The organism is Paenibacillus sp. FSL K6-3182 (assembly GCF_037976325.1).
Classification (GTDB): Bacteria; Bacillota; Bacilli; order Paenibacillales; family Paenibacillaceae; genus Pristimantibacillus.
This window is the reverse complement of record NZ_CP150265.1, coordinates 339,447-353,413: the sequence shown is the minus strand read 5'-3', so window position 1 is coordinate 353,413 and position 13,967 is coordinate 339,447. Positions and strand designations below refer to the sequence as shown.

Genomic DNA, 13,967 nt, shown 5'->3' with positions numbered 1-13,967 from the left:
ATTCTGGTTATGACCGTAAAAGGCACCTCGCATCCCTGCTCAATTGTGGATCGGTATATAAAAGATTTGCATTAATTGAATAGAAAAAAAGAACCGTCACGTGGAAGGACAGTCCTTTTGTAAAATCTATTTTGCTCCGACTATGAATGGTTTAATTGGTGAAGCAAACCGTTTAACATTTCGTCTGTAAACGCCCCTTGGCTGAAGGACACCAAGCTGCGAAGAGGCATAAACTTCATCATCGCGGCCATCATGTCTGCCATTTCGTTATCCTCAGACATCAAGATTCCCATTCCTGCTTGAACCTGCTGCATAATGCTTTGCACGATTGGACCCTTCTCCGTATCGCTTATTAAGTCACCGAGAAGGCTATTGCGATGATACACAACTTTCAGAGGGACAGTGGATTGAACGCGCAGCGTCTCGCCTAGGACTATATCCTCCGATGAACGCCCAATAAGAACAGCAAAGTCTCCGCTCTCGACATGCCAGTCTTTTAGAGCGACATTGTAATAAGCGAAAGATCGTTTATCCAGCGTAAACGTTATCTTCTTTTGCTCTCCAGGCTGCAGCTCCACCTTGGCAAATCCTTTCAGCTCTTTCTCCGGCCGGATCACGGTGCTCTCGACATCTTGAACGTACAGCTGAACGATTTCTTTGCCGGTGCGTGTTCCTGTGTTCTTAACCGTGACGTGAACGCTTACCGTTTCCGTATCATTTATTTCCTTGCTGTCTATCAACAAGTTTGTGTACTCGAATGTAGTATAGCTCAGACCATGCCCAAACGGGAACATCGGCTTAACGCTCTTCGAGTCATAGTAGCGATATCCGACAAAAATGCCTTCCCGATATTCCGCATAATCTGCCTCGCCTGGATAAAATAGAAATGAAGGATTGTCGCTTAGCTTAGCAGGAAATGTCTCTGCCAGCTTCCCGGATGGATTCGCTTCTCCGAACAGCAGATCAGCAATAGCACCACCAACCGCTTGCCCCCCTAAGTAAGCCTCCAAAATGGCTCCCACCTCGTCAGCCCAAGGCATCTCGATAGCCGAACCATTCATAAGGACAACAACGACGTTGCTTTGCACGCTCGCTACAGCCTTAATCAATTGATTCTGATTACCCGGCATATTTAGATGTTTTCTATCGTACCCCTCAGATTCATAACGGTCGGGAAGACCCGCAAATACAACGGCCACATCGGCCTCGCTAGCGGCCTTCTTCGCTTCTTCCACTAGTGCATCATCAATATTATCGTTATCTAGCGAGTAACCCTCAGCATAAACAATGAATGACGAGTCTCCAGCCAGCTGCTTCATTTCCTGCAGTGGATTATCGAGCGCAGTCGGCACGATATGCGAGCTGCCGCCGCCTTGAAACCTAGGTTTTTGAGCGAATGCGCCAATGACCGCCACTTTTTTTCCTTTGCTAAGCGGCAGCAGCTGTTGTTCATTTTTCAAAAGCACCATACATTCACTAGCAACCGTGCGAGCTAGCTGATGATGCTCTCCCACATTGTAGGAGGCGTTCTCTTTTTTCTGATCAACACTCATAAATATAATCCGAAGCAGTCTTGCAACAGCTTGATCGAGCAATTCCACGGATAGCTTGCCGCTTTGAACGGCCTCTATTATTTTTTTGTCGCCACTGCCATTGCTGGAAGGCATTTCTAGCTCAAGCCCCGCTGCAAGAGCATCTACTCGCTCATCTACCGCACCCCAGTCGGAGACAACAAAACCTTCATGGCCCCATTCTTCCTTTAAAATATCCGTTAACAAAAATTCGTTTTCCGAAGCATACGTTCCGTTTACTTTGTTGTAGGCGCTCATGACCGTCCATGGCTTCCCTTTTTTCACCGCACCCTCGAAGCTTGCCAAATAAATTTCACGCATCGTCCGCTCGTCAACAATCGCATCGACTGACATTCGGCGATGTTCTTGATTGTTGAGTGCAAAATGCTTGAGTGAAGTGCCCACACCTTGGCTTTGTACCCCTTGAATATGGCTTGCCGCCATTTCCGAGGATAGGAACGGATCTTCAGAAAAGTATTCAAAATTCCGTCCGCATAGCGGCGTCCGCTTGATGTTGGCGCCTGGCCCAAGTAAAACAGCCACATCCTCCGCTTGGCATTCCTCGCCAAGAGCCACGCCTACCTTTCCAACTAATTCACGGTCCCAAGAGCCGGCAAGCCCCGCCGCTGATGGAAAGCAGGTAGCAGGAACGCTATCAAAAATACCTACATGGTCAGAAGAACCTTTTTGCTTACGCAGCCCATGAGGTCCATCCGTTACCATTACAGAAGGAATATGAAGTCGTTCAACACCCTTTAAATGCCAGAAATCGAGCCCCGAGCACATACCTGCTTTTTCTTCTAAAGTCATTTGGTCAATAAGCGCTTGAATATCAATTTTCATTTAAAATCCTCCTCTATTATGATTCTCATTACACCTATGTTTAGACGCCTTAAGCTCTGAATACAGCATTAGGATTCTCATGCCTAGCCGTACTAAAGAGAATGCTGCCCGCGATAAATAGGACAATAAATGCAGGATGCTCGCCGAAGTTTTCAAAAAACTGTCCAAACAAGGAGTGTTCCTCGTTATATAGCGCTTTGGACAAGCTCAAATCAGCAAAACTAAAAACGATCATGACTGCGACCCACAAGAGCACAAATCCCCAAATAAAGAGACGCATTCCTTTCGATGTCATATCCATACTCCTTTTCGAAAAATGCACATTACAGCAAACGCTTACATTTATACAAAAAAGATAGAAGCTACGAATGAACCATTACTTCCAGCATGGTCATCCTCATTTTCAAATCCCCCTCATCTCCATGGTTTCATTCCTATACGTTGATTATAAAATGCCAATTCCACAAAATATGGTATAAATTTCAGAAAAATAGTATTTTAATGAGGTGTCATGAAAACAGAAAAAAAGAGCTCCTTTAAAAGGGCTCCTTGGATGCCAAAATAGCGATTATACTTTTCGTACCGTTTGAAGCTGCAATAGTCTCCGAAATTTAATATAAGAAACGACTCGCCATGGAATGACGTAGAAGAACGCTAAAATCATAAACAAGGCAGCCAGCGTTTGAGGTTCGATTGTGGACATGTAATGGTGAAGCTCGAAACGAATGGCAATGACAACGAGAAAAGCGACGATGAATCCCCAGTTCTTCTTAGCGTATATAAGATGATCATCACGAATTTCATAGTTTGTAGTCCATATTAGAGGAATCGAGAGGATAATACCTATAGCCGCAGCAATCAAAAATTCGTAAAACGGCGCATGGACATTGGAATTAAATATCAATAGTAGACCCGGCAGCATAAATAGAATAGGGTACAACAGCCTTTTGCCGTCTCCTCGAATGGGGCGGTAAAAGCTCCTTGTTCGTCTCCACAGCACGAGAGCAGCAATTGCAATGACAAACACATAAAATGAACGATCCATTTCAACACCGCTTTCTACAAATTAAATATTGAATTTCCATAATTTATATTATACCTACTCGAATGAAATACCTGCAATACGATTCCTTTGGATATAAAGGGACCACTATGTGAAGTATATGCTGCATGCCTATTTTCCGTCAATTATATATATTTAATATATACAATTACTGTATGCAATACTCATGATTTGGCTATGTAAAAGGGACTACTGTCTATCTCTTTTGTGCTATTATACTTTAGGTCTCGAGTTGTCTTCTGTTGGAACCTTTGTCGAAACGATTGTATTAAACATAAATATATTTAATATATAGTTTAGGTACTGCCGTATGCGCATTAGCGAAGCCGCCTAAGAAGGAGGGAATGGAAAAGGCGCTATGACGATGGTATTACCCAATCAGATGAGACGAGGTGTAAGATCGTGATTCGAAAACTTACTGTCACATGTCTGGCTATCGTATGTACGCTGTCTTTAACGCTTGGCGCTTCAGCACCAGCTGCAGCAACTGCGGAATCCAAATCCGGCAAAAGCTCTATTAGCTGGCCAAACAAGCAAGCGCTTCCATCCTTTGCAACCCCCAAAAAACTAGATGTAGCTGATATTTATGATGCGCCAGGGGACATTAAGCTTCTGCTTGCAACGCTGCAGGGTATCGTTAACCGTGAGGAGCCTCGCATCTATCTGCTGGAAAACCAAGAAGAAGGCAAACTGACCTGGCTAAAAGATTTGAAGGTTCCCTACAATGTGCATGCAGATTACTGGGATATCGTCAAAAAATATAAAAAAGAAGTAAAAGGCATCATTGTTTACGATCCGAAGGTTGCTGATACTATCAATGTAGCGACTACTCTTGCTGGGTTAAAAGATGCCGTTGTCGCTAGCCCTGCTCTCGCCGCGCAGTTGAAAGCAGCACCATTTAATCTAAAAGTGCTCGATGATCTACAAGGCAAATTCAAAGACCGTTTGGATGCTTACACATGGCAATATGAGAATCTATGGGCCAAATCGACACATCGGATGTTAGTCGGATTAAGCCCTGACACATCCGTAAGAATACCTCCCGGACTCCCTGAATCGTTTAAGACCATTGCAGAAGACACCACGCAGGAGCGCGATGGCAAAAATAAAAATACGTATGAGCTGGATTTGACGAGCAATTTGGGCAAAGAATCCGTATTTCTTCGCTTCGAGGACGCTTTCCCTCAGGATGGCTGGGGATCCGCCGTTCATGAAGTAACCGTGAAGGCAGACGGGCAAACAATCGCACAGTTCATTCCAGGTACGCCTGAGGAAGAGGCGTTTCTGTACGACCGTCAAAGCTCTCAAGTATCGACAGGTCAAGGCGGACACCGATTCGCAGACAATGGCCGATACTTTGTCTATAAGTTTACGCCGCCTGCAGGTACAAAGCAGTTAACTGCCTCCGTCCTTATGTGGAATCAATTTAAGGTATCGGCAGGCAATATCCAGCCGCCAACCTCAGATCAGAAGGAGCCTTACGGCTACCTCCGTGATTATGCAGTTGCGAATAAAGCGATGGTGTTCTGGCTTGATTCCAACGTGCCGGAACAGAAAGCACTTTTCGAAAAAATCTTATCAGGCGTCAAGCCAGGCACCCCTTACTTAGGCTGGTTCAATAATGACGTTGAAGGCGAATTCAGCTCCGTAGAAATTACATCCAATTACAGTGTCTACGTGCTTGCGGCCGACTGGTTCAGCAACTTAACGGTTTTCTCGGGTACAAAGGCAAAGGCAGTCAAAGCCAAAACGCCTAAGGCACCTAAGCTTGCAAATAAAATTTACGTCACGTATACCTTCAGCGAGGGCGACAACTTCCAGTACAACCAGCATAGAATGCGTATCCTATGGGATGATCCTGCTCGCGGAAAAGTACCGATCAACTGGACATCAAGCCCGCTTCTTTATGACGGCGCACCCGCTATTTTGAACTATTTTCAAAAGACAGCAACAGAGAATGACCTCATCATTGCTGGTCCTTCTGGGTCAGGATACTTCTACCCGGAAGCATGGCCGGAAGCCACATTCTCTGATTTCCTTAAGCAGTCTTATACGTATATGAAGCAAACAGGAATGACCGTTCCATATGTGCTGAATCGTGTGAACAGCGAGAATGTTCCGCTCAGCGCATCAAAGGCAGCTGCCTATGAGAAGTTTTACAAGGCAAAAGGACTATTCCTAAGCTGGGAAGATCATTATGGTGTCGAAATTATAAACGGTACACTGCCGGTATCCACGATTCAAGGCATAAGTACCGCACAAGACGGGAAAAACATTTTGGCAGCAGCCAAAGCAAAATGGGATGGCAAATCACCATTATTCGTATCACTCGGGCTGCTCGCATGGAGCATGACACCTTCTGATGTTGTGGCGATAACAGAATCGCTCGGACCTGAATATCAAGCTGTACGGGCTGACCACTACTTCTCACTTATCCGCGATTATAATAAACTGCCGGCCAAATCGCAGTTAGCGGAGGACGAAAACGAGGATTAGATTTAAAATATACGTGGCTTTTGTTAAAAGTGGAACCAAAAAAAACTCTGACCATAAGGTCAGAGTTTTTAATTCTATTTCATTCATATTAGTTCAAGAAAAATTGAATCGTACGATCCGATGAACCAGGCAAATGCTCATGCCCAAAGTCCGGATAGATGACTAACTGCTTAGGAGCAGTTATTTTGTTATAAGCTGCAAACTGTGTGGAAGGCGGACAAATGGTATCCATGAGGCCAACAAACATCAATACTTCGCCGCGAATGCGGTTTGCAAGAAATTGAAGATCGATATAACCCAGCTTCTCAAAAATTTCATCCTCGCGCTCATGCAGCGGATCAAAATAACGGAAGAAGGTGCGAAGCTCCTGATACGCGTCCTTCGCCAAATCCATCTCCCACGTGCGTTTATAATCGCAAAGGAATGGGAACACAGGAGCAAGCTTCTTTACTCTCGGTTCAAGCGCCGCACAAGCAATCGTAAGCGCTCCGCCCTGCGAACCGCCAGCTGCATAAACACGTTCTGGATCAACCTCAGGCAAGTCCAGTGCGATGCCCGCCAATTGTGCAGTATCCAAATAGATATGACGGAACAACAGATTGTCCGGATGGTCATCTAATCCCCGAATAATATGACCCTGATGTGTATTTCCCTTCACATTGCCGGAATCCTCAGACTCCCCGCCTTGACCACGGCAATCCATAGCTAGAACGGAGAAGCCTAATGCGGCATAAGCCAGCTTGTCACTCCAATCGCCTGCATTTCCCGTATAGCCATGGAATAATACGACTGCCGGATGCGGCTCTGCAATATGTTTTGGCCGAACATATTTTGCATGGATACGAGCCCCGCGAACGCCCGTAAAGTAGAGATCGAAGCATTCCGCGTTCGGAGTCTGAAATGAGCTTGGTACGAGCTTAATTTGTGGATCTACAGCACGCATCTCAGCGATCGCACGATCCCAATAAGCATCAAAATCAGCAGGACGAGGATTAATTCCTTGGTACTCTTTTAACTTCTCAAGCGGCATGTCAACTAACGGCATTTACACTCATTCCTCTCAAATATAATCGATTTATTAAAGTAGGCGTTTAGCGTATGGTAGCATACGAATGACACCTGCAACAACAAAAAAAATAACGAAAGTAAAAGCTGATACTGCATTTATTCGGTTATGATTACAACACAAAAAAGCGACCTCGAAAGGCCGCCTGCGTAAGCTTTGATTAAAGCAATATCTTTATTCTCACTCTGTAATTAATTCATAAGCGGAAATTCCTTTGATCCGCCGCGACACAAGAATAGAAACAACGTAAGACAACATAACAATTCCGAAACAAAGCGCAATAACAAGAGGCAATTTAATAATGAACTGAACGTTGTGAATTCCCGCTCCAGAGAGCAGCAAGGTCAGCATGGAATTGGTATACAGGCTGCCCAGTACGCCACCAATAACAACCCCTATAATGACAATTGGCACAAAGCTTAGCATGATTTGCGTCATTAGCTGGCTCGTCGTATATCCTGTTGCTTTAAATATTCCGAGCTCCCTCTTGCGCTTGAGAATCATCGTTTTAATAACAAGATAAAGAATGAGAACGACCACCAATATAGTAATCGCGAGAACAAGCGCCATAACAGCAAACACCGCGGAAATATAGACGCTGCTTTGGCTGTTTATCGTCTCATCTACATCAACAAATTCCTCTACTGAGCTTCCGTATTGTACTTTACTATTTTTGATAAAGCTCGCATTATCGATACCATTTAAGTAAACGTTGAGCATCTTGCCCGTATAATCTGGAATGAGGTGCCGAACACCTTCCAAAGTGACAGATGATATTTGCCCCATATTGCTAATAGACTGACTCAGACCGGTAATTAAAAAAGAATGACTGGCTTCCCCTATATCTACTTTGACCGTATCGCCAATTTTTTTTTCAAGCAGCTGCGATACTGCCCACGAAACGACAATTTCATTATCATATTGCGGATATCGTCCCTCATACACCATTTGGTTTTCCAACCCGCTGTAATCATCCGAAATCGTCATAGCAAACGGTTTATCGTCAACTTTCGCTATTAAATAGTCCAGCAATACCGTTTTTTCAACACCATCCATTTGCTTAATGGATTCAAACAGCGCCTCACTATCTACGTCCTCTTTAGCCTGAACATTGACATTCGAGGTTTCTGCACCAACGAGGTGAATAAAGGCTGTTTTATCTGTTGCTATATTGTAATAAAGAACGATAGCAAAAACAGAGGCAAAGGTAACGGCGGCAACGATAAAAGTGATCATAATGTTCTGCCTGATGTTCATCACGATGGTTTTGCAAGCAAGCACAAAGCTTAATCCACCCTTGGCTTGATCTAGGGGGAAGCGATTTTTCTTAAAGTTATGTGTCACAATGCCTCCCCGCAGCGCCGCTATTGGATGCAGCTTTCTAATACGAATTGAAGCGAGAAGGGTTACGGTTACGACCAGAACAACTACAATTAGAATACTGGCTAAATTAATTACAGCATTAAAGCTTTGATTCCATAGCAGTCCAGACAGCGTAGAAATAATGCCTCCGAATACAGGCATAACGGTGTAAGTGACCGCCACCCCCATAATACTTGCCAATAAGGTAATGATCATAAACTGCATCATAATAGATAAAATAATTTGCTGGCTCGTATAGCCCACTGCTTTCAGAACACCAATATTAACAAGGCCATCCTCAATACTATTAGTGACACGGAACTTAATAACAAGCAATGACACCACAACAATAACCGCTGCAAAAGCAACCATAATCATAGCGACCAGATTGATCGTCATCGTACTTATGCCCTTCATCGTCATGACGTCTAATGAAGAATAAAAAGAGCTAGCCTCATTATGGGAAAAGGGAAATTGCTCTTCGTAATCTTTAAGCAGTTGGATCGACTGCTCGCTGTTTTTCAACTTGGCAGATATGAAGGTGCCTTCCTCTTTGGGGCTGAGCTGGCCGAGCAGCTGCTCATATTCCGTATCCGGCAAAAAATATTTCATCAACGTTATGTTGGTGGTGCCAAGCATCGTTGTCTCAAAAAAACCTGCAATCCGGTAACGATATTCCTTGTCCTGATAGGTAAAGACGAAGCTGTCAGCCAGCTTATACCCGCCGCTTACTTTAAAGCTGTAAGGGAGGTATATATCCGGCTCAGAGCTCAAGGCTATCTGCTCAATTAGTTTTAATGGTGCAATCGTGCGAGCAGTATCCGCATTAAGGATAACAGCGGCATGGCTCATGTCACTATCCCCATAACGAAATTTGGCTGAACTCATCAACACCATGTTTTCGAGCTCAAACTCACTCACATCAGAATAGTTTTTCAAAAAGTCGCCCTTGGCATTCGTATAGCTTGCACTGTCCATAATGATGTTCAAGTGGGGATCATGTAGTTCCGCCACCTTATCATCAAAAAACGTATTAATTTTGAAAATAACCGTCATTCCCACATTAAGCAGCAGCGCTGCGATAAATATCAAAATAAAAAGGGAAAATGCCGCGCTTTTGCCTTTTCTGATGTTGGCCCAGGCTAGGTTGACGATGTTCATCTCACCACCCCATTTCAGCCAAAAATGCTTTTAGCTGCTCATGCCGTTTATGGTTATTTTCCACATGGAACGGACTAAGCTGCAAATCCCCAAAAATAACGCCATCACGCAGGTAAAGTATTCTATTCCCTCTTAATGCGGTTTTCATATCATGTGTAACCATAACAATGCTTTGTCCGCTCTTATTAACCTCCGTCATGACATCCAACACACTGTCGCTAGCAGCGGAATTAAGCGCGCCGGTTGGTTCATCTGCAAACACAATTTTGGGATCATTGATCAACGCGCGCACGATGCCAGCACGCTGCGCCTCTCCTCCGGAGAGCTGCTCCGGAAATTTGCCCCATGAGGTTTCATTTAATCCCACTTGGGCAAGCAGTTTTTTTGCTTTGGCTACGATAGCCCGCTTGTTTTTGCTAACGAGCAGACCGCTTGCCAGCGCATTATCCAGCACGCTCATATTGTCGAGCAAATAAACCTTTTGGAATACAAAGCCGCAATTGTTCCTTCGGAAAATCGCCAGCTGATCGTTATTTAGCTTCGAAATCTTTTTCTCCTCAAAATAAATTTCGCCTAATGTCGGTTTATCCATTCCAGAAAGCGCATAAAGCAGGGTCGATTTGCCCGATCCTGAGCTTCCCATAATAACGGTAAAGTCACCCTCCATTAAACTAATGTCGAGGTTTTTTAGCACATGCTGCTGATTTCCCCCGCTTGAGAACGTTTTGCACAATTTTTCGGTTCTTAACATTTGGCTTGGCATAAATTAAATCTCCTTTATACTGCAGTTGTATGATAGCTTCGCTCTAGCCCTAAGCAAAAAAGACTGTAATGTAGCTTACAGTCCTATCATACAAAACCAATTCTTAGTTAAGCTTTGTTCAATCCTTAGCCAATTCTTAATTCTTTAAGCTAACTTAATTTTTAACGTCACGCTAAAACCATCTTCACGGTTATGGCATGTTATATCGCCCTGCATGCTTTGCATCAAGTACTCGGATATGTATAGCCCAAGGCCTGAGCCACTGTGTCCCTCTGCATTATTTCCTCGATAAAATTTATTGAACAAGAGCGGCAACTCGTCCGGATGAATACCTTTTCCATAATCCATAATGCTTATTTCTAAATAGGTGTGTTTTATTGCGGATAAAATGGTAACTGAGGTGCCCGCATACTTATAAGAATTGCTCAAAATATTATCAAATACCTGCTGTAAACGCGATACATCCGTTAAGATTAGACATGCAGGAACAGGCGCAAAGCTGATTTGATCATCATAATTCACGTTAGCGATAATACCGTTTAAAACGCTGCTTTCTTCCTCCGTCACCGTTACTTTCAACTCATTAAGCTCCTCTAAAGTCGCCGTAAACATATCACTCACCAATAGGTTAATCTGCTCTGCCTTTGAATAAATCGTCGTTAATTGCTTCGTTACTTTCTCATCGTCAGCTCGAAGCAGCATCAATTCGCTCACCGCTTTAATCGAGGCGACTGGTGTCTTAATGTCATGGCTTAAGCTGGCTACAAGCTCCTTCTTGCTGCGGTTTGCCTCATATTCACTTTGCCTGGCTAGAGCCAGTTCCTCGCGCATAATGTCGAAGCTTTCTGTAAAAGCGCCAAACGGGTTGTTTTGACCCATTTTCAAAGGAATATCCAGATTCCCTCTCGCCACGTTAACTGCAAAGCTTTGCAGCTTATGAAATGGTTTAAAAACCTTATAATTTAAAAATAAAACATAGATGATACTTAGCAGCGCAAACATAGTAAAAGTGATAAAGAGCACGATAATAAGCTGCCGTTTCATTTGCTGAATTACTTTTTTATCATCGTTTAGCACAATAAGCTTGCCAACTAAAGTACCCTCTACCACGACATCTGTTATCGTATCTCTGTTTTTAATTGCATCATTAATGGTAGGAGATTGCCCCTCGAATGTTTGAAAGCGTACTTGGCCATTAGTATCGATAACGCTGAATGACTGCTTTATCGTGCTGAAATTCGCTTGATCGATTTGACCCCAGTGGCTCTCAAGCTTTTTTAACACCTCATTTATAGCTACCATATCCACTTCGGTATCCGTCTTGCTATTCATAACGAGCCAAGAAGCTGCACTGCCTGTTGCAAATACAAAGAGGATAGTGATGAACAGCCACTTTATTCTCATAACTTGTGATCTTCCAGGACGTATCCCGTCCCCCATACCGTTTTAATATATTGCGGCTGGTTGGGATTCGGTTCGACTTTCTCGCGCAAGTGCCGAATATGTACATTAAGAGTTCCATCTCCGGCAAAGGAGTCACCCCACACCTTGTTAAACAGCTCTTCTTTTGAAATGACTCTGTTTTTATTTTTCGCCAAGTAACAGAGCAATTTATATTCCATCGTTTTGAGCTTCATATCTACACCGTTCACACGAACGCGGCAAAGATTGCAATCAATTTTCACTTCTCCAAACTCCAGCATTTCGGTTGGGCTTTGATTCCCGTATCTTTTGAGAACAGCCTTCACTTTCGCAAGCAGCACACTCAGCGTATAAGGCTTCTGGATATAATCGTCGCCGCCTATGTTAAGGGCTATAAGAATATCGTCATCACTGGACCGAGCGCTAATAAACAGAATCGGAATTTGTGTCGTTTGTCTGAGCTTCTTGCACAAATCAAACCCGGAAGTATGACCAAGATTAATATCGAGCAGGATAAGCGACGCTTCATTTTCCCGTAAAAAGAGCTCACATTCCTCCGCACTTGTCACGTATGCTGATTTGACCTCAAACATATTAAAATATTCACTCGTCGTTTCTGCAAGAACCGTCTCGTCATCCACAATTAAGCAATCATAGTTCATATGCGTTCTCCATTAGTTGATAGAATAGTAAACATCAGTCACTTCCATAATATACTATGAAAAAGGAAGTTTAAACGTAAATAAACCAAAAACACCCTATCGCGCAGCACGCAAGCGGCTCCTCGTTAGGGTGTTTTAATGTTCGTTGATCATAATATTACTGATATTCACGTTGTATAATCGATACATTTTCCTTGTGGCAATATTCCGTAAAGGTGGATAAGAAGGCATGCTCACGGTAGAGCGCAGCAAGAGCAGTCTCGTTATTTGCCACAACTGCCTCACAAAGGCGGTTTAGGTAATCCGATGCCATGGCCACGCGTCTCTTCATCTCTGACGAGTCGGCTGTCGCTTTTCCGTGACCCGGTATAAGCAAGTGAACGGAATGCGTTGCAAAAATATGGCCAGCCTTCTCAAGGGTATGATTATACGCCTTCGCACTTTGATAAATAAAAGGCAGCTCGAAATCGGATAAATAGTCTCCTGCAATCATGATTCCTAACGGCTCCACGATCGTTATTAATCCATCCTCCGTATGACCCGGCGCAAGATAGAAAGTCATTGTCGTATCTCCTACGTGCAGCTGCTGTCCATCCTCTTTAATTATGATATCAAGGCTTGGGAATGCGATAGGATAATTTCTTGCAATATAGTTTTTACGATCAAACTCTCGAATCATTTCAAGCTTCTCTTCTTTTTGCGGATGCTGATGCAGCCCGATGCTGCCGATGGTTGTGGCATCAGGGAACGCTTGATAACCAATAATATGATCGAAATCTCCGTGAGTAAATAATAGATACAAAGCTCGATCACCTTTGATCTCATTTACATACTCTTTAATCGCCTCAACTTCTCCCGCAAGCCAGTTCGGATCTACGATGAGTACCATTTCCTCCGTCTGAATGACCGTCGCTGTCGTTTGATATAACTCACTTTGGAACACGGTTACCTGTTCATTTTTGTATTGAATCAAAAGTATCTCTCCTTTAGGTCTCGCCGAGAAGCTTCTTAAACGAAGCTTCTATTTCATCTTGGTCAAGCGATCCGATAATGTAATCAATGATTTCCCCGTCCGTATTCACAAAGCACAGAGCTGGGAAGCCATCCCCGCCGTAGTACTTGTATACATCCCCCGTTTTATCCAGGAGGACCGGGTATGTAATTTGATGCTGCTCCACATAGTTTTTTACCTCTGATAATTCATCACGATTCGTAACATTTATACCGTATACATTAATTTTATCCTTATACTTTTCATGCAAAGCGACCATTTTTGGGGCATCCTCATTACAGTAAGGGCACCACGAAGTAAAGATGGATAAAACCGTTGGTTTCTCCGCAAAATCAACCGCCACTTCTTCCCCTGTACTGAGCTCCGACAAGGCGATGCTCGATAATTCGGTTTTGAGTTTGTTGAGATAGCTATACCCAAGATAGACCATCAAGCTGAACGCCGCAATAATAATTGTGCCTGTCGTTATTTTAACTATTTTGTTCATTTACACATGATCCTTCCATTGATCATTGGGATGCTGGTTGAAAGTGGATATCAATCTAT

The 13,967-nt window shown here is 43.6% G+C and carries 11 protein-coding genes; 1 reads left to right on the top strand and 10 read right to left on the bottom strand.

Going from position 1 to position 13,967, the window contains the following annotated elements:
- Positions 1 to 140: 140 nt before the first annotated feature.
- From MHH56_RS01650 to MHH56_RS01640, 3 genes are all read right to left on the bottom strand, one after another.
- The gene (locus MHH56_RS01650) at positions 141 to 2,414 is read right to left on the bottom strand and encodes a glycoside hydrolase family 3 C-terminal domain-containing protein (protein ID WP_339206154.1); all 2,274 of its coding nucleotides are present in this window, start codon (positions 2,412 to 2,414) and stop codon (positions 141 to 143) included.
- Positions 2,415 to 2,463: 49 nt separating this feature from the next.
- Positions 2,464 to 2,709 carry a hypothetical protein gene (locus tag MHH56_RS01645; RefSeq protein WP_339206152.1) on the bottom strand — a complete coding sequence of 82 codons (246 nt, stop codon included), beginning with the start codon at positions 2,707 to 2,709 and terminating at the stop codon, positions 2,464 to 2,466.
- A gap of 273 nt (positions 2,710 to 2,982) precedes the next feature.
- Positions 2,983 to 3,459 (bottom strand): cytochrome c biogenesis protein CcdC, encoded by a 477-nt coding sequence (locus MHH56_RS01640; RefSeq protein ID WP_339206150.1) that lies wholly within the window; start codon positions 3,457 to 3,459, stop codon positions 2,983 to 2,985.
- 420 nt (positions 3,460 to 3,879) lie between these two features.
- Between MHH56_RS01640 and MHH56_RS01635 the strand changes: the two genes are divergently transcribed.
- Positions 3,880 to 5,973, top strand: a complete 2,094-nt coding sequence (locus tag MHH56_RS01635) for a GxGYxYP domain-containing protein (RefSeq protein WP_339206147.1) — start codon at positions 3,880 to 3,882, stop codon at positions 5,971 to 5,973.
- Between the two features lie 88 nt (positions 5,974 to 6,061).
- Here MHH56_RS01635 and MHH56_RS01630 read toward each other — a convergent pair whose 3' ends face one another.
- From MHH56_RS01630 to MHH56_RS01600, 7 genes are all read right to left on the bottom strand, one after another.
- Entirely contained in the window at positions 6,062 to 7,018 is a 957-nt protein-coding gene (locus MHH56_RS01630) for an alpha/beta fold hydrolase (RefSeq protein WP_339206146.1), read from the bottom strand.
- 201 nt (positions 7,019 to 7,219) lie between these two features.
- On the bottom strand, positions 7,220 to 9,562 hold the full coding sequence (locus tag MHH56_RS01625; protein ID WP_339206145.1) for an FtsX-like permease family protein: 2,343 nt from the start codon (positions 9,560 to 9,562) through the stop codon (positions 7,220 to 7,222).
- Position 9,563: 1 nt separating this feature from the next.
- Positions 9,564 to 10,325, bottom strand: a complete 762-nt coding sequence (locus MHH56_RS01620) for an ABC transporter ATP-binding protein (protein ID WP_076270674.1) — start codon at positions 10,323 to 10,325, stop codon at positions 9,564 to 9,566.
- Between the two features lie 144 nt (positions 10,326 to 10,469).
- Positions 10,470 to 11,729, bottom strand: coding sequence for a HAMP domain-containing sensor histidine kinase (locus MHH56_RS01615; RefSeq protein ID WP_339206144.1), 1,260 nt, complete (start codon positions 11,727 to 11,729; stop codon positions 10,470 to 10,472).
- On the bottom strand, positions 11,726 to 12,409 hold the full coding sequence (locus tag MHH56_RS01610; RefSeq protein WP_339206143.1) for a response regulator transcription factor: 684 nt from the start codon (positions 12,407 to 12,409) through the stop codon (positions 11,726 to 11,728). The genes MHH56_RS01615 and MHH56_RS01610 overlap by 4 nt, the downstream gene beginning before the upstream one ends.
- A 157-nt stretch (positions 12,410 to 12,566) precedes the next feature.
- On the bottom strand, positions 12,567 to 13,382 hold the full coding sequence (locus tag MHH56_RS01605) for an MBL fold metallo-hydrolase (RefSeq protein ID WP_339206141.1): 816 nt from the start codon (positions 13,380 to 13,382) through the stop codon (positions 12,567 to 12,569).
- Positions 13,383 to 13,395: 13 nt separating this feature from the next.
- Complete coding sequence (locus MHH56_RS01600) at positions 13,396 to 13,908, bottom strand: TlpA disulfide reductase family protein (RefSeq protein WP_339206140.1); 513 nt, start codon at positions 13,906 to 13,908, stop codon at positions 13,396 to 13,398.
- Between the last annotated feature and the right edge of the window lie 59 nt (positions 13,909 to 13,967).

Excerpts from the sequence above, each read along its gene's own strand:
- MHH56_RS01615 (WP_339206144.1), bottom strand. The coding sequence starts at position 11,729 with ATGAGAATAAAGTGGCTGTTCATCACTATCCTCTTTGTATTTGCAACA.
- MHH56_RS01630 (WP_339206146.1), bottom strand. The coding sequence starts at position 7,018 with ATGCCGTTAGTTGACATGCCGCTTGAGAAGTTAAAAGAGTACCAAGGA.
- MHH56_RS01640 (WP_339206150.1), bottom strand. The coding sequence starts at position 3,459 with ATGGATCGTTCATTTTATGTGTTTGTCATTGCAATTGCTGCTCTCGTG.
- MHH56_RS01650 (WP_339206154.1), bottom strand. The coding sequence starts at position 2,414 with ATGAAAATTGATATTCAAGCGCTTATTGACCAAATGACTTTAGAAGAA.
- MHH56_RS01620 (WP_076270674.1), bottom strand. The coding sequence starts at position 10,325 with ATGCCAAGCCAAATGTTAAGAACCGAAAAATTGTGCAAAACGTTCTCA.
- MHH56_RS01645 (WP_339206152.1), bottom strand. The coding sequence starts at position 2,709 with ATGACATCGAAAGGAATGCGTCTCTTTATTTGGGGATTTGTGCTCTTG.
- MHH56_RS01610 (WP_339206143.1), bottom strand. The coding sequence starts at position 12,409 with ATGAACTATGATTGCTTAATTGTGGATGACGAGACGGTTCTTGCAGAA.
- MHH56_RS01625 (WP_339206145.1), bottom strand. The coding sequence starts at position 9,562 with ATGAACATCGTCAACCTAGCCTGGGCCAACATCAGAAAAGGCAAAAGC.
- MHH56_RS01600 (WP_339206140.1), bottom strand. The coding sequence starts at position 13,908 with ATGAACAAAATAGTTAAAATAACGACAGGCACAATTATTATTGCGGCG.